Source organism: Traorella massiliensis (assembly GCF_900104665.1).
GTDB classification, from domain to species: domain Bacteria; phylum Bacillota_I; class Bacilli_A; order Erysipelotrichales; family Erysipelotrichaceae; genus Traorella; species Traorella massiliensis.
On record NZ_LT629968.1, the window covers coordinates 355,333 to 379,027 of the forward strand.

At 36.2% G+C, this 23,695-nt stretch carries 28 protein-coding genes; 25 read left to right on the forward strand and 3 right to left on the reverse strand.

Going from position 1 to position 23,695, the window contains the following annotated elements; translation table 11 throughout:
- The first annotated feature begins 30 nt into the window (after positions 1 to 30).
- From BQ5367_RS06170 to BQ5367_RS06215, 11 genes are all read left to right on the forward strand, one after another.
- Complete coding sequence (locus BQ5367_RS06170; RefSeq protein ID WP_071441654.1) at positions 31 to 939, forward strand: phage tail family protein; 909 nt, start codon at positions 31 to 33, stop codon at positions 937 to 939.
- Positions 929 to 1,582: a phage tail protein gene (locus BQ5367_RS06175; RefSeq protein WP_071441655.1), complete on the forward strand. Its 654-nt coding sequence runs from the start codon at positions 929 to 931 to the stop codon at positions 1,580 to 1,582. The genes BQ5367_RS06170 and BQ5367_RS06175 overlap by 11 nt, the downstream gene beginning before the upstream one ends.
- Entirely contained in the window at positions 1,569 to 1,691 is a 123-nt protein-coding gene (locus BQ5367_RS13915) for a hypothetical protein (RefSeq protein WP_268874438.1), read from the forward strand. The genes BQ5367_RS06175 and BQ5367_RS13915 overlap by 14 nt, the downstream gene beginning before the upstream one ends.
- A gap of 11 nt (positions 1,692 to 1,702) precedes the next feature.
- A complete protein-coding gene (locus BQ5367_RS06180) occupies positions 1,703 to 2,092 on the forward strand; it encodes a hypothetical protein (RefSeq protein ID WP_071441656.1) in 390 nt (129 codons plus the stop codon).
- Positions 2,093 to 2,100: 8 nt separating this feature from the next.
- A complete protein-coding gene (locus tag BQ5367_RS06185) occupies positions 2,101 to 3,954 on the forward strand; it encodes a hypothetical protein (protein ID WP_071441657.1) in 1,854 nt (617 codons plus the stop codon).
- Between the two features lie 2 nt (positions 3,955 to 3,956).
- Positions 3,957 to 5,891, forward strand: a complete 1,935-nt coding sequence (locus BQ5367_RS06190; protein WP_071441658.1) for a DUF859 family phage minor structural protein — start codon at positions 3,957 to 3,959, stop codon at positions 5,889 to 5,891.
- 32 nt (positions 5,892 to 5,923) lie between these two features.
- Positions 5,924 to 6,151 carry a holin gene (locus tag BQ5367_RS06195; RefSeq protein WP_071441659.1) on the forward strand — a complete coding sequence of 76 codons (228 nt, stop codon included), beginning with the start codon at positions 5,924 to 5,926 and terminating at the stop codon, positions 6,149 to 6,151.
- Positions 6,152 to 6,157: 6 nt separating this feature from the next.
- Complete coding sequence (locus tag BQ5367_RS06200) at positions 6,158 to 6,436, forward strand: hypothetical protein (protein ID WP_071441660.1); 279 nt, start codon at positions 6,158 to 6,160, stop codon at positions 6,434 to 6,436.
- A gap of 1 nt (position 6,437) precedes the next feature.
- Positions 6,438 to 7,313, forward strand: a complete 876-nt coding sequence (locus BQ5367_RS06205) for a hypothetical protein (RefSeq protein ID WP_071441661.1) — start codon at positions 6,438 to 6,440, stop codon at positions 7,311 to 7,313.
- A 126-nt stretch (positions 7,314 to 7,439) separates the two neighbouring features.
- A complete protein-coding gene (locus BQ5367_RS06210; protein WP_071441662.1) occupies positions 7,440 to 9,158 on the forward strand; it encodes an ABC transporter ATP-binding protein in 1,719 nt (572 codons plus the stop codon).
- Positions 9,159 to 9,202: 44 nt separating this feature from the next.
- Entirely contained in the window at positions 9,203 to 10,576 is a 1,374-nt protein-coding gene (locus BQ5367_RS06215; RefSeq protein WP_071441663.1) for an aminopeptidase, read from the forward strand.
- Positions 10,577 to 10,619: 43 nt separating this feature from the next.
- Here BQ5367_RS06215 and BQ5367_RS13065 read toward each other — a convergent pair whose 3' ends face one another.
- Positions 10,620 to 10,790 (reverse strand): YjzC family protein, encoded by a 171-nt coding sequence (locus BQ5367_RS13065; RefSeq protein ID WP_074022000.1) that lies wholly within the window; start codon positions 10,788 to 10,790, stop codon positions 10,620 to 10,622.
- Positions 10,791 to 10,823: 33 nt separating this feature from the next.
- Positions 10,824 to 11,684 (reverse strand): RluA family pseudouridine synthase, encoded by an 861-nt coding sequence (locus BQ5367_RS06220; protein ID WP_071441664.1) that lies wholly within the window; start codon positions 11,682 to 11,684, stop codon positions 10,824 to 10,826.
- A 54-nt stretch (positions 11,685 to 11,738) separates the two neighbouring features.
- Between BQ5367_RS06220 and BQ5367_RS06225 the strand changes: the two genes are divergently transcribed.
- Positions 11,739 to 12,782, forward strand: coding sequence for a hypothetical protein (locus BQ5367_RS06225; RefSeq protein ID WP_071441665.1), 1,044 nt, complete (start codon positions 11,739 to 11,741; stop codon positions 12,780 to 12,782).
- Here BQ5367_RS06225 and sigK read toward each other — a convergent pair.
- Positions 12,776 to 13,453 (reverse strand): RNA polymerase sporulation sigma factor SigK, encoded by a 678-nt coding sequence (gene sigK, locus BQ5367_RS06230; RefSeq protein ID WP_071441666.1) that lies wholly within the window; start codon positions 13,451 to 13,453, stop codon positions 12,776 to 12,778. The two genes, BQ5367_RS06225 and sigK, sit on opposite strands and share 7 nt — an antisense overlap.
- 92 nt (positions 13,454 to 13,545) lie before the next feature.
- On the opposite strand from sigK, the gene BQ5367_RS06235 reads away from it, so the two are divergent.
- The 13 genes from BQ5367_RS06235 to BQ5367_RS06295 all read left to right on the forward strand — a co-directional run bounded on the left by BQ5367_RS06235 (position 13,546) and on the right by BQ5367_RS06295 (position 23,479).
- Entirely contained in the window at positions 13,546 to 15,384 is a 1,839-nt protein-coding gene (locus tag BQ5367_RS06235; RefSeq protein ID WP_071441667.1) for a YgiQ family radical SAM protein, read from the forward strand.
- On the forward strand, positions 15,350 to 15,778 hold the full coding sequence (locus tag BQ5367_RS06240) for a DUF4430 domain-containing protein (protein WP_071441668.1): 429 nt from the start codon (positions 15,350 to 15,352) through the stop codon (positions 15,776 to 15,778). The genes BQ5367_RS06235 and BQ5367_RS06240 overlap by 35 nt, the downstream gene beginning before the upstream one ends.
- Complete coding sequence (locus tag BQ5367_RS06245) at positions 15,771 to 16,265, forward strand: hypothetical protein (protein ID WP_071441669.1); 495 nt, start codon at positions 15,771 to 15,773, stop codon at positions 16,263 to 16,265. Before BQ5367_RS06240 ends, BQ5367_RS06245 begins: the two co-directional genes overlap by 8 nt.
- Positions 16,262 to 16,510: a hypothetical protein gene (locus tag BQ5367_RS06250; protein WP_071441670.1), complete on the forward strand. Its 249-nt coding sequence runs from the start codon at positions 16,262 to 16,264 to the stop codon at positions 16,508 to 16,510. The genes BQ5367_RS06245 and BQ5367_RS06250 overlap by 4 nt, the downstream gene beginning before the upstream one ends.
- 149 nt (positions 16,511 to 16,659) lie before the next feature.
- Positions 16,660 to 17,934 carry an ATP-binding protein gene (locus BQ5367_RS06255; protein WP_071441671.1) on the forward strand — a complete coding sequence of 425 codons (1,275 nt, stop codon included), beginning with the start codon at positions 16,660 to 16,662 and terminating at the stop codon, positions 17,932 to 17,934.
- A gap of 222 nt (positions 17,935 to 18,156) precedes the next feature.
- Positions 18,157 to 18,759: a hypothetical protein gene (locus tag BQ5367_RS06260; RefSeq protein ID WP_071441672.1), complete on the forward strand. Its 603-nt coding sequence runs from the start codon at positions 18,157 to 18,159 to the stop codon at positions 18,757 to 18,759.
- Positions 18,760 to 18,914: 155 nt separating this feature from the next.
- Complete coding sequence (locus BQ5367_RS06265; RefSeq protein ID WP_161940475.1) at positions 18,915 to 19,397, forward strand: YqeG family HAD IIIA-type phosphatase; 483 nt, start codon at positions 18,915 to 18,917, stop codon at positions 19,395 to 19,397.
- On the forward strand, positions 19,394 to 20,470 hold the full coding sequence (gene yqeH / locus BQ5367_RS06270) for a ribosome biogenesis GTPase YqeH (protein ID WP_071441674.1): 1,077 nt from the start codon (positions 19,394 to 19,396) through the stop codon (positions 20,468 to 20,470). Before BQ5367_RS06265 ends, yqeH begins: the two co-directional genes overlap by 4 nt.
- The gene (locus BQ5367_RS06275) at positions 20,471 to 20,755 is read left to right on the forward strand and encodes a YhbY family RNA-binding protein (RefSeq protein ID WP_071441675.1); all 285 of its coding nucleotides are present in this window, start codon (positions 20,471 to 20,473) and stop codon (positions 20,753 to 20,755) included.
- Positions 20,743 to 21,768, forward strand: a complete 1,026-nt coding sequence (gene nadD, locus BQ5367_RS06280; RefSeq protein ID WP_071441676.1) for a nicotinate (nicotinamide) nucleotide adenylyltransferase — start codon at positions 20,743 to 20,745, stop codon at positions 21,766 to 21,768. The genes BQ5367_RS06275 and nadD overlap by 13 nt, the downstream gene beginning before the upstream one ends.
- Positions 21,765 to 22,094 (forward strand): ribosome silencing factor, encoded by a 330-nt coding sequence (gene rsfS / locus BQ5367_RS06285; RefSeq protein WP_071441677.1) that lies wholly within the window; start codon positions 21,765 to 21,767, stop codon positions 22,092 to 22,094. The genes nadD and rsfS overlap by 4 nt, the downstream gene beginning before the upstream one ends.
- Positions 22,095 to 22,796 carry a class I SAM-dependent DNA methyltransferase gene (locus tag BQ5367_RS06290; protein WP_071441678.1) on the forward strand — a complete coding sequence of 234 codons (702 nt, stop codon included), beginning with the start codon at positions 22,095 to 22,097 and terminating at the stop codon, positions 22,794 to 22,796.
- The gene (locus tag BQ5367_RS06295) at positions 22,793 to 23,479 is read left to right on the forward strand and encodes a 5'-methylthioadenosine/adenosylhomocysteine nucleosidase (RefSeq protein ID WP_071441679.1); all 687 of its coding nucleotides are present in this window, start codon (positions 22,793 to 22,795) and stop codon (positions 23,477 to 23,479) included. The genes BQ5367_RS06290 and BQ5367_RS06295 overlap by 4 nt, the downstream gene beginning before the upstream one ends.
- The last annotated feature ends 216 nt before the right edge of the window (positions 23,480 to 23,695 follow it).

Here is a 23,695-nt window from a genome sequence, read left to right on the forward strand (position 1 = left end):
TAAAAAACATTTTTAAAGGAGGTGTTTATATTGGCAAATACAAATATGAATGATGCGAGTGAAGTAACTTATCTTGTATCAGCTTTGAATGAACTAGATAAAAAAATAAACAAAATAACTAGTTCAATGAATAAAATGAAATTAAGTCAGACAACTACACTAATTGAAAAAATAAGAAAACAGATTGCTTCTTTTGATTTTTCATCTTTAGAAAAAGGTGTTGAAAAGATTAACAAAGTTACAGAGGGAATGAATGCACTTACGGAACAGTTAAAAAATAGTCCGTTAATGGCACTTCAAAAATTTACTGAATCATTGAATGAAAATATAAAAAGCATAAGTAAAAGTTTTGATAATGTTAAGGACATATATGCTGGAATTAAAAAAATTTTTGGTTTATCTTCAAATTCAAACAGTAAAGATGAAAGTAAAAATAATAGTAGCACTCAAGGGAATAATACACAAAATATTGGCAGTCAACTAGAAAATGTTAAAAATGGTTTAACTAATCTTGCCAATGATCCTAGTGCAGAGGCAATTGCGGAGAAGTGTACAAATATTACGACATCATTTAGTCAGATGTCATTATCATCGGTTGTATCGATTGGTGCTGTTGCATTGATCGTAGCGGCTGTAATAGGTGCTGTTGTACAGTTATGGAATACAAATGAAGAGTTTAGAAACAGTGTGCTGTTAGCTTGGGAAAATATTCAGGCTGTTTTATTGAGTGCTTATGAAAATGTTTTAAAGCCACTGTTTGATAGTCTTGTTTCTTTGTGTATTTCAGTATGGGAGAATGGTTTACGTCCATTATGGAATGAATTTGTGAATTTAGTTGATGTAGTTATGAGTGCATTACTTGATTTCTGGAATTTTGTTTCACCATATATTACACAGTTATTAGAATTTTTAGGACCGATACTTAAAGATGTTTTTTAATTTTTTAGGAACATTTATTGGTAATACATTGAATGGTGTTTTAGGCATCATAACGACTGTTATTGGAGCTGCTACTGGGGTATTTAAAGGAATTATAGATTTTATTTCAGGTGTATTCAGTACAGATTGGTCACAGGCTTGGGAAAATGTTAAACAGATTTTCTCAGGTATTTGGGAAACCTTAAGTGGTATTGTTAGTGGTGTTTGGAATACTATTTTAGGATTGTTTGCTAATGGCGGTAAAATATTCAGTGGTGTTGTGGATGGAATATCAGGTGCGTTTAAAAATATTGTAAATTCAATCATCAGAGGTATTAATGATGTCATACGTGTTCCTTTTAATAAAGTGAATGGATTATTGAACTCAATACGTAGTTTTAATGTTCCTTTGATTGGTCAGCCATTCTTAGGTTTATGGAGCTATAATCCATTACCAATACCTGTAATTCCTACTCTTGCTAGAGGTGGTTTTGCTAATGTAGGACAGTTGTTTATTGCGAATGAACCGGGGAATCCTGAATTGATTGGTAATATTGGTGGAAGAACGGCAGTTGTAAATAATCAGATGATCCTTGATGGTATTCAGAGTGCGATGAGAAATGCAATCATTGAAGGTATGAGCTTGAGTTATGGACAGGGGTGATACGTATGTGGATGTTTATATTGATGGCGTATTTACAGAAAGAAAGCTGATGAAGGCAAATGAAAGACATATGCTTCGGACAGGGAAGCCGGTATTTGCGAAAGGTTAGGAGGGTTGAATATGAGTGAAGATGAAATTAAATTTTATACAGTGATCAAAAGTAATGGTGTTGAATTACCGGCTGTGAGCAATGATATTGAATTAAGTATGAGTGATGTTCAAGCTTCTACCTTAACTTCATGGGTCAGTGGTAAGACAAAGCTGAATCCTAAACGCAGTGATGTTGTTACTTTGCCGATGTCTTGGGTGAATATTACGATTGAGCAGTTGAATCTTATCTTGGAGAATACAGCGGCTCAACAGGATGGTGGCAGCAGTGTTGAATTTTATGATCCTATTACGGATACAAGAATCACCAAAAGAATGTATCGCAGTGATCGTAAGAGTGTGATGAAGCTTTATAAGAATGGTATGTATGCTGATTTATCATTTGATTTTGTGGAAATGTAGGTGATTGTATGAAGATAAGATTTTATGTGAATGACCAGGATGTTTCTGAGTGGATCAGTGAGGTTAGCAGTCATATTGCTTTTGAAGAGAATAAGCTGATTGGTAATACACCTTCTATGGAATTAAGCATGAAGGTGGATAATAGTGATGGAAAGTTCGATAGTCTATTGGACTTTCCTTTTCTTATGAAAGATGAGAATCTTACATTATTGGGTACATTTTATGTTTATGAAAAGCCAGAGAAGATGACTAAGGAATTGAATTTGGAGTTATATGATTCTTTGATCATGGCAAATGAGAATTATGGTTCTTCACTTGAATATCCAACAAGTGTAGAAAATATCATAGATGAGATCAGTGAATGTTTGGAGATTGATATTGATCACTCTTTAATACCAAGCAGTTTATTAAATAAGGAAGTTAATTTTTATGACAGCAGTGAAACGATGCGTACTCATTTAGGGTGGATCGCAGAGGCTGGCGGATGTAATCTATTTGCACAGAGTGATACAAGCTATAAGTTTGTTCCTTTGTCAAAAACTGTGAAGTATGTATTAGATAGTGAAGATGTCGAACAGTTTGAAAAAGCAGATGAATATAGTATCAGTGGTGTGAAAATAGATAATGGATTGACACCTATCTTAAGTGGTAATGAAAGTAAGAATGTTTATATGTTAGATGAGATGAATCCTTATATTGATAAGCAAAGTGATGTGGATCTGATTTATGAATCATTGAATAATTTAAGTTTTTATTCTTGCAGGAATTTTAAGATAGCTGCGATTGATACATTAAGATGTGGGGAATTGATTGATAATGATGATCTTTTTGATTTTATGGCAATGTCGATTGATACTTCTTATTTAAATGCTACTTATGATATTCAAGAAATCAGTGGTGAAATCAATGGTGATCATACTTCTAAAACGAATACGAGTTCTACGGGTAATAAAATACGCAGGATCATTTCTACCTTAGATCAGAATAATGCTTCTTTAAATGTATTGGCACAGAATGTAGAAGAGAATAATGGGAAGATTGGTGAGCTAGAGTTAAATAGTGAACAGTTTAGAACAGAAATGCGGAAAATTGAAGTGATGGCAGATCAGTCAATTGCAGTGAGTGATGTTAATGTTCAATATGGTGTTTCTAATAATGAAGATACATCTCCTAGTGAGTGGGAAAGTAGTTTGCCTGAGGAAATTGAGGATGGCTGTTATTTATGGATAAGACAGGTTATTTCATATTCGAATGGTTTGGTTTTATATAGTAATGAAAGAGTCTTGAGCATTCAGAATAATGCAGATAGTAAGGGAATTGAAGCTGTAACACTTTATTATTTTGTGAGTGATTCAGATTCAGAAGTGCCATTGAGTGGCTGGGAAGATGAAAAGCCTATATGGACATTTGATCAGTTTCTTTGGCAAAAGGAAGTAGTTTCTTATACGGATGAATCCAGTTTAGAAAGTACTCCAATATGTATTACTTTAAAAACTAAATTGGAAGATGTAGACACTTCTATCAATCAGATGGTCTTAAAAATAGCTAGTTCGATCCAACAGGTAGCCGAAGGTTTAGAAATTAATAAAACAAAGGTGGATTCACTTGGTCAGGAAGTTCAAGAGTGGGCCAGATTCGATGGATCAAAACTTGAATTAGGTGCTTCTAATAGTACTTTTAAAGCTGTTCTCAGCAATTCTGAATTAGCTTTTTATCAGGGAAGCAATAAGGTAGCATGGCTATCGAATAATGAATTGCATGTATTAACAGCTGTTATCACATCAGCGATTGGTGTGGGCAGTTATCGTTTTACAGATGAAGGAAGTCTGGGATTTTCTTTATTACTGAAAGGAAGTGAGTAATCGTGGCAACATCAGGAACAGTAGGAACATTGAGTGGTTCATGGGGATCGACATATAGAGTTACATGGTCACTTGTTTCTCAGAATATCGCAAATAATACTTCAACCATTCGTTTAACTTCTACTTTTCATACGACAAATACAACAAAAATAGCCAGTACATATAGTAATTTCGTAACAGATGGCACGGTGATGTATAGTGGTGCCTATTCTAAAAGTGGTGCTGGAAATATTTTTTCTAAGACAAAGGATATTACAGTAAGTCATAATGCTGATGGTACTTTCCCAGGAAGAAGCGTTAGCTTTAGTACGAATGATTATATCATGGGAAATAAAAGTGGAAGTGGTACGATCAGTGGTGTAACAACCATTCCAAGATCAAGTAGCATATCTTCCATTTCAGGAAGTTCTTTGGGATCTTCCGTTACGGTAAATATTTCAAGAGCCAGTACATCTTTTACGCATAAAGTAGAGTATTCCTTTGCGGGTAGCAGTTATACGACTGCTACAAGCAGTGCTGCAACTTCAGCAACATTTACTCCGTCATTATCACTGGCAAATCATATTCCAAATGCAACAAGTGGTACATTGACAGTCAGAGTAACGACATATAGCGGCAGTACGCAGATAGGAAATGCTGTAACGAAGACACAGACATTATCTCTGCCAGGTTCAGTATTACCAACTCTATCAGGTGTGACTCTTACCAGAGTCGATAATGGCGTTCCAAGTTCATGGGGCGTATATGTACAGGGCTATTCCAAAGTAACAGCAACGATTGCAGGAGCAAGCGGAATTTATGGCAGTTCCATTAGTGGATATTCACTGAGTGGTGCTGGGTATCGTTCATCTTCTAATAGTCTGACAACAGGTGTATTAAATTCGACAGGCACATTCTCATTTAGTGGATATGTAACAGATAGTCGTGGAAGATCTTCATCAAGTATGACATCAGCTCAATTTGTGGTATATGAATATTTTCCTCCTTCTATCAGTGTTTCAGCACAAAGATGTACTTCAGATGGTACGATTAGTTCAAGTGGCACTTATTTAAAGGTTCATTGTACTTATAGCTATGCAAGTGTCAATGGGAAGAATACGATTAGTCGCAGTGTTACCTGTAATAGTGTATCGAATACAACTTTTTCCAGTGGTACTTCTTTTATTATGAATGCGAATTGTGCTATTGGCAGTTCATATACCCTTACAGCAGAAATTACGGATGGATTAGGCAATTCTTCTACAGTAACAGCTTTTATTCCTACTGCTGAAAGAGTCATGAATATCAAAAGCAATGGTAAAGGTGTGGCTTTTGGAGGATTTTCAACAAAGGAGAATACGCTGCAGTGTTATTGGGATCTGGAAGTGAATAATTATAAGGTTGCGACTTTGGATAGTGTTTACCCAGTAGGCTCGATTTATATTAGTGTAGTAAATACGAATCCTTCTTCTTTGTTTGGAGGAACATGGGTAGCATTTGCGAGCGGAAGAACGTTAGTAGGTGTTGATACTTCACAAAGTGATTTTTCTACAGTGCAGAAAACAGGAGGTTCTTCTACAGTTACGCTAACATCTTCACAGATGCCTTCACATACGCATTCAATCTCACATACACATGGCTTAAATTCACATAAGCATTCATTTAGTGCAACGACAAGCAGCGGAGGTTCTCATGCTCATAACTGGTCTTATGACTTTGATGCGGCAGCAGGCAGTGCCCGTTATTCACCACACAGAGCCTATGGTGCCGGTTATGGAAATGATGCAGTTACGAGTACAAATGGAGCACATACACATAGTGTGTCTGGAACAACAGGTGCGGCTAGTGGATCAACGGCAAAAGCATCCACAAGTACGAGCGGCAGTGCTGGATCAGGTGGGGCTCACTCCAATCTTCAGCCATATATTACCGTTTATATGTGGCGCAGGACTGCCTGATAACTTAAAAAAAAGGCGGAAAGGAAAAGAATATGAAAGATAAAACTTATTGGATCAAATGGATCAAGGCGGCTGGAATACGTGCTATTAAAACGATGGCACAGAGTGCTATAGGTCTTATTGGTACGTCTGTGATGATTTCTGATGTGAGCTGGCAGGTTGTTGCTTCTGCTTCACTTCTTGCAGGTATCGTATCGTTGCTGACATCGATTGCAGGTTTACCGGAAGTACAGGTAGAAAATACCGAGTTGCCTTTATAAATATATATGGAACAGGCATTTACAATTGGAGCAGTTGTTTTAGCACTTCTTTCTATCTTTAAACTGATTGGTGCTGTGAATAGCTTCTCTGAGAAATTTACAGGTCCATTGAATGAATTAAAGATTGCGATTCAACGATTGAATGATTCGATTGAACATTTGATCAAGGATAGTGAAGTCTTAAAAGATAAAATTACCAAGCATGGACAAGAGATTCATCATCTTAATTCAAGAATGGATAAAGTTGAGTTAAAAATGGATATGTATCACAAGGAGGATAAATAAGATGGCATATGATTATACGAGTGCAAGTGATTTAGTATCTTGGTGTAAAGAACAAAAGAATAAAGCAAATGCTTATCGTTTAGGCGGTATCGGACGGTATGAAAACGGAGTACGTATTTTTGACTGCGTAGGTCTTATTAAATGTTTTATGTGGCATGATTATTCAGAAAAGAATGCTTCTTATTATAATAAGGAAGTGCCTGATAAAAATGAAACAGGATTCTTTAATGAAGCAACTGAAAAAGGCACGATTGATACGATCCCTGAAATTCCAGGATTGATGGTTTATCAGCCAGGTCACATTGGAGTTTACTTAGGAAATGGAGAGGTCATCGAAGCAACCGCAGCCTTTGATAAGAAGATCGTCATTACATACTTCAAAGGAAATCACCCAGATACAAGCTATAAGCGTACGACTTGGACCCACTGGTTCAAGATGCCTTATCTGAATTATGATGTTCAAGAAGAAACTAATGACGAGTTTGCTCATACTTTAGGTGAAACTCTACGATTTACGACTTGTTATCGGTCATCTACAGATGCAGCTGCTATCAGGAACTACATTCCAGCTAGTCAGATGTTGCGTGACAGTGGAAAGATTACCAGATGTTTGAAAGTCAATGGTATATCTACTTATCTATTAGATGATGGCTTATGCTGGGTGAATGATGGTGATATTGCAGGTGGATCGACTGATTCAATTGAAATTAAAGTAGGTGATAAGGTCACACCCGCTTCAAGATATTCTTATGAAGGTGTTCAACTGATTGCGGATGTATTGAATCACAAATATAGTGTAATAGAAATTCGTGGCGATCGTGTCGTTTTAGGGGATGGCTTGAATACAGCTTTTCACAGTAAAGATATTAGAAAATAAATTAAATGACCCATAAAATGGATATTCATTCCATTTTATGGGAATTTTTTTGTGTATTACCGGATGGCGTGACTTTTGTTTTATCTATATTATGGTATAATAAAGAGGTTTTAGGAGAGATAAAGTATGATAAAAAGGTTTATGCAGTATTATAAGCCACATAAGAAGATGTTTATTTTAGATTTATGTGCGGCTTTTCTGATTTCTATGTGTGATCTGATTTATCCGATCATTACGAGGAATATGTTGAATGATTATATTCCAAATCAGCAGTTACGTCTTTTGATTACCAGTGCCATCGTACTTCTTGTCATCTATGTCGTAAAAATGCTGTTGAATTATTTTGTGACATATTTTGGACATATGGTAGGTGTTCATATGCAGGCGGATATGCGTAAAGAGGTGTTTAATCATTTACAGAAACTTCCTTTTAGTTATTATGATGAACATGAAACAGGTACGATCATGTCAAGAATGGTTAATGATTTACAGGATATTTCTGAATTGGCACATCATGGACCTGAGGATCTTTTTCTTTCAGTCATTATGATGTTAGGGGCTTTTTTCTATCTATGTACGATTAATGTAGCTTTGACGGTGATTATTTTTGCGTTTATTCCTATTCTGGTTTATATTGCGATTCAGTCAAGAAAAAAGATGCATGTTGCTTTTCATGAAAGTCGTGTACAGGTGGGTGTCATTAATGCTAATTTAAATAATGCAATTAGTGGTATTCGTGTATCGAAGGCTTTTAATAATGCTCATTATGAAGAAGAAAAGTTTTTACAGGGGAATAATGCCTATGTAAAGGCAAGAGAGTTGTCATATAAGGCAATGGCTTATTTTTATAGTGGTACAGGTTTTATCATTGATTTATTGAATGTCGTTGTTTTGATGGCGGGTGGTATTTATACGTTTAATGGCTGGATCAATTTTGCGGATTTTGTGACTTATATGTTATTTGTGAATAACTTTATTTCACCGATCAAGAAGCTGATTAATTTTGTGGAACAGTTGGAGAATGGGGCAACAGGCTTTAAGCGTTTTACTGAGCTTTTGGATCAGCCAATTGAACAGGAGAGTGTAAATGCTCATGATTTAAAAGATGTGAAAGGTCATATTGAATTTGATCATGTCAGCTTTAATTATGAAAGCGGTGAAGAAGTCTTACATGATATTTCTTTAAATATTGAACCAGGAAAGACAGTAGCTTTGGTAGGACCAAGTGGTGGCGGCAAGACGACCATTTGTCATCTGATCCCACGTTTTTATCCTTTAGAACAGGGTGAGATTCGTATTGATGGGGAGAATATCAAAGAGATTTCTTTTGAGTCGTTGCGTAAAAATATTGGGATCGTACAACAGGATGTGTTTTTATTTACAGGTACGATCAGAGAGAATATTGCTTATGGTAATTTAAATGCCAGTGAAGATGAAATTGTGGAAGCAGCTAAAAGAGCGAATATTCATGATTATGTCATGACGCTTCCTGAAGGTTATGATACTCAGATCGGTGAGCGTGGTATCAAGCTTTCAGGTGGTCAAAAACAGCGTTTAAGCATTGCTCGTGTCTTTTTGAAGAATCCGGCGATTCTGATATTAGATGAAGCAACCAGTGCTTTAGATAATGCGACAGAGATTCTGATTCAGGATGCTTTAGATGAATTATGTAAAGGTAGAACGACAATTGTTGTGGCACATCGTTTATCAACGATCAAAAATGCAGATGAGATCGTAGTGATTGAAAATCATCATATTACAGAAAGAGGGACTCATGAAGAACTCTTGAAAAAGAATGGTTTATATACTCGTTTATATCAGGCACAGTTTAAGTCTTTAGAGTAGAAAATATTAAAAAATGGAGTATAATAATACCAGGAGGGTTATTTATGGAAAATAAATGTGCATGGGAAAAATACAGTGACACAAAGGCTGTATTTGATTTCAACGAAAACTATAAAAAGTTTATTTCTGATTGCAAGACAGAAAGAGAATGTGTCAGTGAAGCCATCGCTTTAGCAAAGTCCAAAGGATATCGTGATTTAAATGAAGTTATCCAGAATCATGAAACGTTAAAAGCAGGCGATAAGGTGTATGCTGCTCATATGAAAAAAACATTGGCTTTATTCCATATTGGAAAAGAGCCTTTGGAAAAGGGATTGAAGATCTTAGGTGCTCATATTGATTCACCTAGAATTGATATCAAACAGAATCCTTTGTATGAAGATAATGATCTTGTACTTTTAGATACACATTATTATGGTGGTATCAAAAAGTATCAGTGGGTAACCTTGCCTTTGGCATTACATGGTGTTGTTGTAAAGAAAGATGGCAGTGTGATCAATGTTGTGATTGGTGAAGATGAAAGTGATCCTGTTATAGGTATCAGCGATCTTTTGATTCACTTAGCTGGTGATCAGATGGCAAAAACAGCTTCTAAGGTCATTGAGGGTGAGGATCTGAATGTTTTGGTTGGTTCAATTCCAAGCAAGAGTGCTGAGAAGGATAAATCAAAAGAAGCGATCTTAACACTTTTGAAAGAAAAATATAACATTGAAGAAGAAGATTTCAGAACAGCTGAGCTTGAAGTAGTTCCTGCCGGTAAAGCAAGAGACTATGGATTAGATCGTTCAATGGTCATGGGTTATGGTCATGATGATCGTGTATGTGCCTATACTTCACTTGTTGCTTTATTAGACAGTGATACAGCGAATAAAACAAGTGTTGTCTTATTGACGGATAAAGAAGAAGTAGGCAGCATTGGTGCAACAGGTGCTTCTTCTAAATTCTTTGAAAATACAGTAGCTGAACTGATGAATGTCTTAAATGATTATTCAGAGTTAAAGCTGAGAAGATGCTTAAGCAATTCAAAGATGCTTTCCAGTGATGTTTCTGCTGGTTATGATCCAAACTATCCAAGTGTGAATGAAATGAAGAATACAGCTTTCTTAGGAAAGGGTCTGTGCTACAATAAATTCTTAGGTTCACGTGGCAAAGGCGGAAGCAACGATGCAAATCCGGAATATCTCAGTGAAGTATTTAATGCTATGGATAAAGAAAATGTATCTTTCCAGACATGTGAACTTGGCCGTGTTGATCAGGGTGGCGGAGGAACGATCGCCTATATCTCTGCTCAGTATGGTATGGAAGTCGTGGATGCCGGTGTAGCGGTTCAGAATATGCATGCTCCTTGGGAAGTCGTTTCTAAGGTAGATGTTTATGAAGCTTATTTAGGTTATAAGGCATTTATCAAAAATATCTAATATAAAAAGAATCAGGACACGAAGTCTTGATTCTTTTTTTCATTTATTTTTTTTGTTTTTGAAAATAACTGCCTTTTTCCTGAGCTGGAGGGAATCTTCTTCCTTCTTCTACGTCAATGTCTTCATTTACGAGCGTTCCATCTTCTGTATATTCAGAATATTTACCGCTTTCTGTACAATTGCTTCCAGGTTTGTGTTTTGTTTTCTGTGCCATATATGTCACCTCCACTTTTATTTTGGTGACTTTTCAGCTTTCCATACATAAACGCATATCCTTTGGCATTTCACAGATAATTTCAATCTTTTTATGGGTCAGAGGATGGATAAATGAAAGTGAATAAGAATGAAGCATGCAGCGATAGGGTGAAGCCGTTCCATAGAGCTCATCGCCGATAAGGGGATGATTGATGCCTGCAAGATGAACACGGATCTGATGGGTACGACCTGTTTCAAGCTGACATTCAATCAGTGTCTTATTCTTTTTATAGGTCAATGGTTTTAGATGAGTGATGGCTTTTATGCCGTTTGAAGAAATACGGAAACGATTGGCATGACGATCTTTGCCAATGCTTTTATTGATGGTCATTGCCTGATTGATCTTCCCTTGTACGATTGCTAAGTAGGTACGTTGGATCTGTTTGGTTTTTATGGCATGATCAAAGTAGGGCTGTAAATAGGATTGCTTGCAGTATAAGATACAGCCGCTTGTATCTTTATCTAAGCGATGAATATGACGGATGGGACAGATTTGATCTGTTTTTTGAAAATATCCGGCGACTGCCTGATCAAGGGTGATAGGATGATTACCATCTTCATGAACAATCATATGGATCGGTTTATTGACCACTAAAACAATATCATCTTCATAAAGGATTTCCAAATCAAGATCGATAGGTTCAAGATCATCTTGTTCTTCTTTCGCACAATTGATTTCAAGAAGATCATCTTTGAAAAGATGAATATTATGAGTGATGATCTGATGATTGACACGAATTCTTTTTTCCATCTTTAAAAGATGACGCTGTTTCTTAGAAAATAGATGGTCATTGAGCCATTCATCTAACATCTGTTCATTTTTGATCGTTTCTGTTAATAAAATTGGTTTCATGTGAACATTATAGTATAAAAATATGATAGAATAAAGGAAAAGTGAGGTTATGTTATGAGTATTAAAACAAATGCGAAAGCATTCTGGACATATTTTTTAAAAAACAAAGAAAAGATCGAAGAGGCTTTACAGGCCAATGATTCAGATCAGATCAAAGAATGGGAAAAGAAGCTGGGAGATGAATGTTTAAAGACAGCTGGCTGCTATCTTTCGCTGGAAAAAGATGATGAATTAAATCTTTTAGTTTTTGAACCAATGAAAGATAAGACAAGTCAGATCATCTGTGTTTATCTTAAAAAGTTTGCACCTAAAACTCTTTCAGATAACTGGATCATCTTTGACTGTATTCCACCTTTAAGTGAAAAGATCTATCATTATCGTTTTCAGGTTGAAGAAAAAGATTATACGATTGATGATATGAAGATTGGTTTTATTGAGACACCAAAGGTACAAGACAGCTTTTCCGTATCGCTGGTATGTGAGGCTTTTGATAAGATGAATGAAAATGAAAAGGAAGTCATTGCTTCTACATTCGTAGAAAATGTCCTAGGTGATTTAGTCGTCAATAGTTATGTGGAGCGAATCGATTGCTCATCGAGTGAAAAAGAGGGTGTCAAATATGTACCTTTAAGAGAAGGCTATGATGAAATCATTGATTTTATGGAGCTTCATAATTATAAGACTTATAGTGATTGTACGCAGATCTATACGGTTTATAAACTGGATGAGGATCAGGTCAGTGATGAATTATTAAATGATCGTATCTTAATTTCTACGATTCAGCCTTTAAATTTTGTAGAGGTCATGAACCATGAGCGTACTTCTTTGAATCAGATCACACGTTTGCAGGGAGAAGTGGGTTTTCTGGTGCTTGAAATCGATGAATTTAATGAAGAGGAAGCACAAAGAAAAAGAGTTCTTGAAAAAGAACTCAACGATTTGTTGTATGATTTAGGAATTGCCCGTATCTGTGGCAGTGGGATTGCGTTAAAAAGAATTTACTTTGAAGTCTTTATTTTTGATAAAGAGGATTTTAAAAAAGCAATCGTCAAAGTCGTTTCAAATCTAAAATTGCCAATGACTTATATTCCTTATTGATAAAAAGCTTTGCATAATTGAATGATCGCTCTTTTTTCAATGCGTGATACATAAGAACGGGAAATATTATATTCCTGTGCAATTGCTTTTTGGGTCATTTCTTCATGATTAAAAAGACCATAGCGTTTCATAAGAATATCTTTTTCACGTTCATCTAGAATTTTGAAATGGGACATCATTTTCTCAATATTTTCTTTTTTCATAAAAGTATCGATGACATCTTCTTCATTGCTTGCTAAACAGTCAATAAGGGAAAGAGAATCATCATTATCTTTTTGGATCGTTTCATTTAAAGAAACGGTCTGGGAATGTTTCTGATTGACACGTAAGGTCATCAGAATTTCATTTTCAATACAACGAGCGGCATAGGTTGTCAGCTTATGACCACTTTCAAGCTTAAAGGTATCAATGGCTTTGATCAAACCGATGGTACCGACGCTGATTAAATCATCTTTGTCCATTTTCTTAATGTCGTATTTTTTAACGATATGGGCGACTAAACGAAGATTGTGTTCAATCAGCATATTGCGGGCTTGCTCATCTTTTAGAGCCAAACGTTCAAGACAGTGCAGCTCTTCCTGTTTTGTTAAGGGGTCTTTAAAGCGTTTGTTTTGAATAAAACCGCAAAATCCTAAAAATTCCATAAAACCAAGCTGTAGCATTTCAAACATGATTCACCTCAGTTAAGTATATGTCTATGGTTTTGATTTATTATAAAAAGTGATTTTATAGGGAGCAGTTTGGATGATCGATAGGAGGACGTATGAGTGGATTTTTACCAGTAACTTATGAAGAAATGAGAGATAGAGGCTGGGAGCAGCCTGATTTTGTGTATGTCTGTGGTGATGCTTATGTCGATCATCCGAGTTTTGGTGCTGCAATCATCTGTAGAACGCTGGAAAGTCATGGCTACAAGGTATGTTTTTTGGCACAGCCGGATTGGCGCAGCGTAGATGATTTTAAGAGGTTTGGAAAACCACGTTTAGGATTTTTAGTATCCAGTGGGAATATCGATTCGATGGTCAATCATTATACGGTGGCTAAAAAAAGAAGAAAAAAAGATGCGTATACACCGGGTGGTGTGATGGGGAAGCGCCCGGATCGGGCCGTGATCGTTTACTGCAACAAGATTCGTGAAGCATATAAAGATGCGGTGATTCTGATAGGCGGTATTGAGGCGAGCCTGCGACGTTTAGCTCACTATGACTATTGGAGCGATACGGTCAGACGTTCGATTTTATTAGATTCCGGTGCTGATTTATTGATGTATGGCATGGGGGAAAATAGTATCATTGAGATCGCTGATGCGCTTGATAGCGGATTAGATGTAAAATATCTGACATATTTAGATGGCACGGTCTTTAAGACCAAAGATCTAAGTGTAGCTTATGATCCGATCATTTTACCTGATTTTAATAGTGTAAAAAATTCAAAAAAGGAATATGCGAAAAGTTTTAAGATTCAGTATATGAATACGGATCATTTTAATGCCCGTACCCTTGTGGAGCCTTATGAGGATTGTTATGTCGTGCAGAATCGTCCGAATCGTCCATTGACCCAGCAGGAATTTGACGATGCGTATGCCTTGCCTTATATGCGTACTTATCATCCTTCTTATAAGGAAAAAGTGCCGGCCATCGAAGAAGTACGTTTTTCTTTGATATCCAATCGTGGCTGTTATGGAGCTTGTAATTTCTGTGCCCTTACCTTTCATCAGGGAAGAATCATTCAGTCAAGATCGCATGAAAGTATTATCAATGAAGCTAAAAAAATTACTGAGGAAGAGGATTTTAAAGGTTATATTCATGATGTTGGCGGACCTACGGCTAATTTTCGGGAACCTGCCTGCGCTAAACAACTGACCCATGGTGCTTGTGTAAACAGACAGTGCCTATGGCCAAAACCTTGTAACAATCTAAAGGTCGATCATACGGATTATCTTTCGCTTTTACAGGAACTAAGAGCGTTGCCAAAGGTCAAAAAGGTCTTTGTACGCAGTGGTATTCGTTATGATTATCTCATGTACGATAAAGATGAGAAGTTTTTCAGAGAACTTGTCCAGCATCATATTTCAGGTCAGCTGAAAGTGGCTCCTGAACATATCAGTGATCGGGTCTTAGATAAGATGGGAAAACCAAGAAGCGGTTTATATAAGAAATTTGTGGAAAAATATTATCGGCTGAATGAAGAATACGATAAGAATCAATATCTTGTCCCTTATCTGATGAGCTCTCATCCGGGAAGTGATCTGCATGCGGCCATTGAACTGGCAGAATATCTCAGAGATATCCATCATCAGCCACAACAGGTGCAGGACTTTTATCCAACACCAGGTACCCTGTCGACAGCCATGTACTACACAGGGATCGATCCACGTGATAATACTCCTGTTTATGTGCCAAAAAATGCTCATGAGAAAGCAATGCAGCGAGCTTTGATGCAGTATCGCTCACCTGCTAATTATGACCTCGTGTATGAAGCTCTCACAAAAGCAGGACGTCAGGACTTGATCGGTTTTTCAAAGAAATGTCTGATTCGTCCAAAAACAGTGCAGAAAGGAAGAAATCATGAACAAAAGAAAAAAGATCATCATCGCCGTTAGCTTCCTGATCTTACTGCTAGCAGGCTATGGTATATATAAATTAACTTTAGGAAATCATGATTCAAAAGTAATTCAGATTACCATTCAAAATGAAGATGATGTTATTTATGATAAACAAGTTGAAACGAATAGCGCAACACTTGGAGAATTACTAGAAGAAATGAAGAAACAAAAAGAAATTTTGCTTGAAATTGAACAAAGCACTTATGGGATGTATATTACAGGCATGGGTGTTGATGAGCTCTATGTTCAAGATGAAGCAAGCGGTAAATATTGGACATATGATTCTGAGAACAATGCTCAATGCGTCAAAAATTCATTTTGTGATGCTGCCGATGTCCTTGTGATAGAAGATAAAGATCACTTTACTTTTACGCTAGAGGCTTATGAGTAAAATCAAAGAAATGACTTTGATCGCACTTTTAAGTGCGATCTTAACGATTTCAAAAGAAATTTTAGCTTTTTTACCGAATATCGAACTTGTAAGTTTTCTTTTGATTCTTTTTGGACGACATTTTAAACTTGCTCATTCTCTGTTGATTGCTACGATCTTTTGTTTCTTACAGATTATCTTATATGGTTTTGGAGATTGGTCCATCATGTATTTTATCATGTGGAATGGATTGGTTTTGATCAGCTATCATACAAAAAATATCTTTAAAAATGAACATCAGCTTGCTCTTTTTAGTGGTGCTTTTGGACTTGTTTTTGGCATGTTTTTTGCGTTTTTTTACCTTGTCTTTTCATTTGAAGCAGCCCTGGCTTATTGGCTTAAAGGTTTATTTTTTGATTTGATTCATGGAGTAGGCAATTATTTGATCATGCTTGTTCTTTATGAAAAAACAGATAAATATATTGGGGAGATATTTAAAGAGTTATGAAAATTGAACGTATTGAGGAATATGATGAACGCTTTGAGAAAGATATTATTGATCAGCATGGAGCTTATGCCATCAATGATGAAACGTATGCTTTTCAAGTATTAGATCGGGATACCTGTAGGGTAACATTTTCAAATAGAAACGATTTAAATGAAGCGATTGAGGAGTATCGTTTTTTTGGTGGTCATGAAAGTCAATCAGTTGCTTTTAGGCAAGCCACAATGAAAATGATACAAAGATACTAAATCCATTCAACGAATTCACTTTTGCCAATCGTCGGAAAAAAAATATGCCAACAATCGGAAAAAAAATAAACCAATCGTCGGAAAAGGTTGTGAAATTTAGTATTATAGAATATACTATAGGTAGTGTAAACGCAAATGAGGTATTTCGAATGAAAAAATATAGAAAAAGAATAGTAGATGATATTTTAAAACGAAAATTGTTAGGCAAAGGAGCAGTTTTAATTGAAGGTCCTAAGTGGTGTGGGAAAACTACGACTGCTGAACAGATTGCTGCCAGTGTTTTATATATGGATGATCCTGAGAAAAAAGAACAAAACATTACTATGTCAGATTTGAATCCTAAATGGCTGTTAAAAGGCGCAACACCAAGACTTATTGATGAGTGGCAACTTGCTCCCAAATTGTGGGATTCTATTCGCTTTGAAGTGGATCATCGTGACTCACTTGGACAGTTTATACTGACTGGTTCTGCTGTTCCTGTTAATACTCAAGAAATTACTCATTCTGGTACAGGACGGTTCACTTGGTTAACAATGCGAACGATGAGTTTGTATGAGTCTGGTGATTCAACAGGTGAAGTTAGTTTGAAAGAATTATTTGAGGGTATAACTGAGATTGCCGGTTCTTCCAATCTTAGTATTGAACGTTTGGCTTTCCTCATTTGTAGAGGTGGTTGGCCTCGAGCTATAGATATGCATGATGAAATTGCATTGGATCAGGCAATAGATTACTATGACGCTGTTGTACGTATGGATATTAACCGGGCAAACAATGTGAAAAAGAATCCTGAAAGAGTTCGTCGTCTGATGCGCTCTTACGCAAGAAATCAGGGGGGACAAGTACCTAATACCGTACTAGCAAAAGATATTGCTATAAATGATGATGCGTCGATGAATGAAGAAACTGTGGCATCTTATATCCAAGCACTTCGGAAAATCTTTGTTATTGATGATATGCCAGCATGGAATCCGAATTTGCGATCTAAAACGGCCATTCGTTCGTCTGATACACGTTATTATAACGATCCTTCGATTGCGGCTGCAGCTTTAGGTATTGGGCCTAATGACCTGCTAAATGACCTAAAAACATTTGGTCTTCTCTTTGAAACACTTTGTATTAGAGATCTTCGTGTTTTTGCTGATGCTCTTGGTGGTGATGTATATCATTATCGAGATAAAGATGGTCTGGAGTGTGATGCAGTTATTCATTTAAGAAATGGTAAATATGGATTAATTGAAATAAAACTTGGTGGCGATAAACTTATTGAAGAAGGTGCAAATAATTTAAAAGAAATGAAAGCTAAAATCGATACGGATAAGATGAATACACCGTCTTTCCTTATGGTTATAACAGGAACGGGTGATTATGCATATCGCCGTCATGATGGTTTATATGTTGTTCCTATAGGGTGCTTAAAATACTGATTCAACAATCAATCAATATTTAATAAAACAACTCATTGAAGTCGTTTTATCTTTTTTTGATAAATGCTTATTAGATATTGAATGGAGTAGTTAATTGTTTTGAGTAATCAAAATGAAGCTGGACTCAGTTTCTTTTTGGAGAAAAATTAAGTATAATAATGGAGATGATAATAAATTATCAGTTAAAAAAAAGAATAATATATGAAAGGTATTTAAAGAGTTATGAAAATTGAACGTATTGAGGAATATGATGAACGCTTTGAGAAAGATATTATTGATCAGCATGGAGCTTATGTCATCAATGATGAAACGTATGCTTTTCAAGTATTAGATCGGGATACCTGTAGGGTAACATTTTCAAATAGAAACGATTTAAATGAAGCGATTGAGGAATATCGTTTCTTTGGTGGTCATATTAGCTGTTTTGTTGATCAAAACGGAAAAATATTAAAAGAATATGATAAGGTTTCATTTTTTGATATGAAATTAGAAGATATTTATGTATCACAATTTTATGTGAGTGAAGAAAAGATAAAGAGGCTTTTGCCATATGTCAATGAATTTTTGATACCAGTAGCTAAGATAGATGGAAAAATGGTTTCGCTTGATGGTCATACACGTATGAAAATTGCTCAGTTAAAAGGAATCTCTCATGTGAACTGTTACTATGAAGAAGCTGGAGATTATGCGAAAGATTTTATGGAGGAAGCACAACAAAGAGGTATTTTTCATGTCTATGATATGCCTTTATTATCGAAAGAAGAATATGAAGAAAAATGGCATCGTTTCTGTGATGACTTTTTCGAACAAAGAAAGGCTCTCTAAATTGTTTGGAGAACTTTTTTCATATAAATTTAAGAAATGGAATCTTGAAAAGATGAAAGATAGTGAATTTATATTGATTAGTTATGAAATTAACACTTTTTGTTGTAATTTTATAACTTTTTCTTTTAAAATCAAGTATAATATGGAGGATGAAAATGAATTGGTATCCGGATGAAATCAAGACAAGTCTTTTGGATGTTGACTTGGATCAATTAAAAAAAGAAGGTATTGAAGCTATTATTTGTGATGTGGATAATACCTTGTGTACGCATGATGAACTTGTCATTTCCAATGAGAAGAAAGCATGGATTAAAAAGGCCCATGATCTGGGTATGAAGGTAATTTTGATATCGAATAATCATGTGGGCAGGATTCAAAAGATTGCGGATGATCTAGGATGTCAGGCCTATGGTTTTTCCCTTAAGCCTCTTCCTCATACATATATGAAAATATTGAAAAAGAATCATCTTAAAAAAGAGCATGTCATTTGTATTGGAGATCAGCTGTTTACAGATATATGGGGTGCTAAGGGAATGAAGTTAAAAAATATTTATGTTAAACCTATCAGTGAGGCGGATATCTTTTATACCCGCTTGTCTAGGAAAATAGAAAATAGGATCTTAAAGGAGAGATTATGAGAAAATGTCAAGGATGTGGAGCTGTGCTCCAAAGTGAAGATGCAAAGAAAATTGGATATACTCCTAAAAGTGATGCTTTGATTTGTCAGCGCTGCTTTCGTCTGACTCATTATAATGATGCGATGGTGAGTTATCGGCAGGGCATCAGTGCAGATGAAGTGTTTCAAAAGGTGAATCAGTTAGATGCCTTGATTTGTTATGTTGTTGATCTGTTTGATTTTGAAGCAGGACTGTTTTCAAGGATCATGGCTCGTAGTAAAAACAAGGAAATACTTCTGGCAGCAACCAAAAGAGATCTGCTTCCTCGCTCTGTTGGCTATGATAAAATATCGCATTTTATCGTTCGCCGCTGTAAAGAAGAAGGAATTGATCTCAAGGGCGTCGTTGTTGTTGAGGATCTTGTTCATCATGCGAAAAGTGATAACAATCCAAGTGTTGAAAATCTAGTAGAAGCTATCAAGGTATTAAGAAAGGACCGTGATGTCGTGATGATGGGAATGGCCAATGCAGGTAAGAGCACGCTTGTAAATGCTTTGCTTGATCGCTCCCAGATTACGACAAGTCCTCATCCAGGTACGACCTTAGATCTGATCGAAATAGAATATGAAGATTTTAAACTGTATGATACTCCAGGCCTTCTGGCAAATGGCAGTGTCTTAACGTATTGTGATGATTCAGACTTGAAAAAGCTGATTCCTCACAAACCTATCAAACCGATCGTGTATCAGCTAAAGGGCAATCAATCGCTTTCAATTGGCGGCTATGCACGTGTTGATCTTTGGGGATGTGAAGGAGTCAGTGCTACCTGTTATTTTTCCAATGAGATGAAGATTCATCGTGGAAAATGTGAGAAGGCAGATGAACTTTGGCAGAATCATTTAGGAAAAGAGCTTTCTCCTACGATCTCAAAGGATTTGTCTGATTTAAAGAAAATGACTTATCAGGGGAATATCGATGGACAGGATATCGTTATTTTTGGATTAGGATTTGTATGTGTCCGAGGAAAAGTAAATAAAGTAGATGTGGTCGTAGATGAAAAAGTTTCTGTGACCTTTAGAAAGGCGATGATTTAAATGTTAGATGGAAAAGCAAAAAGTAAATTAAGAGGAATGGCTCAGACAAGAAAGGCCATTGTCATGATTGGAAAAGAAGGTGTCAGTGATACTTTATGTGCAACGCTTTCTGATTCTTTGAAAGCTCATGAACTAGTTAAGATCAGCTGTTTGAAAACATCACCGATCAGTGTGCGTGAGGCAGCTATTCAGTGTGCGAGTGCAACGCATAGTGAAATCGTACAGATCATTGGTCATACCTTTGTTTTATATCGAAAGAGTGAAAAGAATCTATGTCAGCTGTAAGAATTGGACTTTTAGGCGGGTCTTTTGATCCGATCCATAAAGGACATCTTGCTTTGGCGAAGGCCATCTTGAAAGATGGATGCTCGCAAGTATGGCTGATTCCTTGTATGATTTCCCCTTTCAAGCATGAAAAGCCTACTTCTTTTGAAGATCGTGTAGCAATGATCAAAAGAGCCATAGCACCTTTTAAGAAGATGAAAGTCTGTACGATTGAAAAAGAGCTTCCGATGCCAAGCTATACGATATACACTCTTCAAAAATTGAAAGAGAAGTATGATCATGAATTTATCTTTTATATTGGTAATGATCAGGCACAGCTCTTAGATAAGTGGAAAGATATCGAGGAATGCATGAAACTAGCAGAATTTCGGGTGTTTAAACGTGATAGTGAAATGATCAAATGCCCCTATGATCTAAAAGAAGTTCCTTTTGAGCGGATCGATATTTCATCAACGAAGGTACGTGAGGGAGCTTTTCAGGATGTCAGTGAAAGTGTGCGTAACTATATTTGGGAACATCGTCTTTATCTTCATGAATTTGCCCGGCATTCGATGAATGAAAAACGCTATCGTCATAGCGTGAGCGTGGCCAATGTCTGCAAAGAACTTGCTTCAGCGCATCATTTAAATGAAGAAGATGCCTATGTGATCGGTCTTTTACATGATATCTGTAAATGCTGGGATGATGAAAAAAGTGAACGTTTTATGAAGGTGTATGAGAAAGATCATCTTGATGAACCTAAAGCCATCTGGCATGGCTATCTGGCCGATCATTATTTAAAAAGAGTTTTTAAGATCAAAGAAAAACATATTTTAAAAGCTGTTCATCATCATGTCAAAGGAGATTGTGATGATCCTTATGCACAGATCGTTTACATTGCAGATAAATGTGAACCGTTAAGAGGTTATGATTCCAGCTATGAATTGAACTTAGCGAAAAGAAATTTAAAAGAAGCTGTTTACTATGTAAAACAGGTACAGAGTGAATATATAAAAAAGGAGAAACAAGTATGAACAATGCCTTAAAGGATGTCTTAGAAGCCATTGATAAAGCAAAAGGAAGCGATACAGTTGTTTACCGGGTACATGAGTTAAACCCTTTAATTGACTATGTCGTGATTACGAGTGCGACCAATACTCGTCAGCTTCATTCTTTGGCTGACTATGTGAAGGATAGTTTACAGGAGCATGGACATGGGTATCGCCATATCGAGGGAAATGATATGAGCAAATGGCTTTTAGTAGATAGCGATGATATCGTCATTCATATTTTTGAAGAGAATGAACGTGAGGTCTATGCCCTTGAAAAACTTTATGCTAACTGTGAAAGGGTGATGTAAATGTATCAGGTGCTTGCCCGTTTTTATGATGCGCTTGTGAAAGATGATAAAGCAACACAGGATTGGGTTGATTTTATTGAAGCACACGCTTCTTTTCAACGTGTATTGGAATATGCCTGTGGCAGTGGTGAAATCACGCTTGCTCTGGCAAGAAAAGGCTATGATGTGAAAGCAAGTGATCTTTCCAGTGACATGATTGAAATGGCTAAAAGAAAAGAAGATGCTCATCTGGTAGATTTTAAGGTTCATGATATGGTGGAGCCTTTAAATGAAAAAGTGGATTGTGTGCTTTGTTTATGTGACAGTATGAATTATCTGATTGAAGAAGATGATTTTAAACAGGTACTTCATAATGCTTATATGAATCTAAATGAGCAGGGAACCTTTATTTTTGATGTTCATTCTTTAGATCGTTTAAAAGAATTTGAAGATGAATTTTATGAAGAAGGTGTGATCGATGGATGTGGGTATGAATGGAGCATTGAAACCCACGGTGATTGCATCTATCAGAACTTTGTCTTTTTTGATCAAGAGGCTCATCCAAGCTATGAACAGCATATCCAGCGTGTCTATGATCCATCTTTGATTCGTGAATGGTGTCAAAAGATGGGTTTTAAGGTGAGCCTATATACTGATTTTAAAAAGCAAGGAATCCATGAGGGTGAAAAATATTTTTTTGTATGTGAAAGGAAATCTTTATGATAGCGATTATTAGTGCCATGAATATTGAAAATGAGGCGATCCTGGCCTTATGTCATGATGTAAAGGAAAAAACGATTGCGAATAAAAAGTTTTATGAAGCTGTTTTAGGTGATGAAAAAGTGATCTGTTGTCTAAGTGGGTGTGGAAAAGTCAATGCGACAATTAGCACTACTTTGCTTTTAGAACATTTCCCGATAGATGCAATCTTAAATATCGGAACAGCCGGTGGTTTAAAAGAAGATGAAAATGTATTGGACTGCGTGATCTCTACTTCTGTTGTTGAACATGATTTTGATACGTCAGCCTTAGATGGTGAAGCTGGCAAAGGAGCTTTTTTTGAGGCGGATCCACTGCTTGTTAATACCGCTAAAACAGTTGCGGAAGAGATGAAGATTGCTTATCATGTAGGACTTATCGCCAGCGGTGATCAGTTTATCAGTCAGGATGAACAGATTTCTAAGATATTAAACGATTTTCCTGAAAGTCTTTGTTCTGAAATGGAAGCGGGAGGAATTGCCCACTGTGCCGCTCATTATGGAGTACCATTTGTGGTGATCCGTTCATTAAGCGATATTGCGGTAAAAGAAGGTAATGAGATGGATTTTGAGGAATATGCGAAAAAGGCCAGTGAACGAAGTGCTCAATTCTGTGAGAAATGCGTGGCTCGTTATTCTAAAAAATAATATATTTGATTAAAGGACAGATGTTAGATGTGAAATTCTACCATCTGTCTTTTTTTAATATTTATGAAACAAAAAGTAATTAGGGTTGAAACATAAATTTGTGAAAATATAGAAATAAAGGAAGAGGCTAATGTCAACTTGCAAATTATTGTCCAAACCAGCATTGAAACTTTCCTCGATTAAAGGAAGCTTAAAAACAATACTTTTTATCCATTG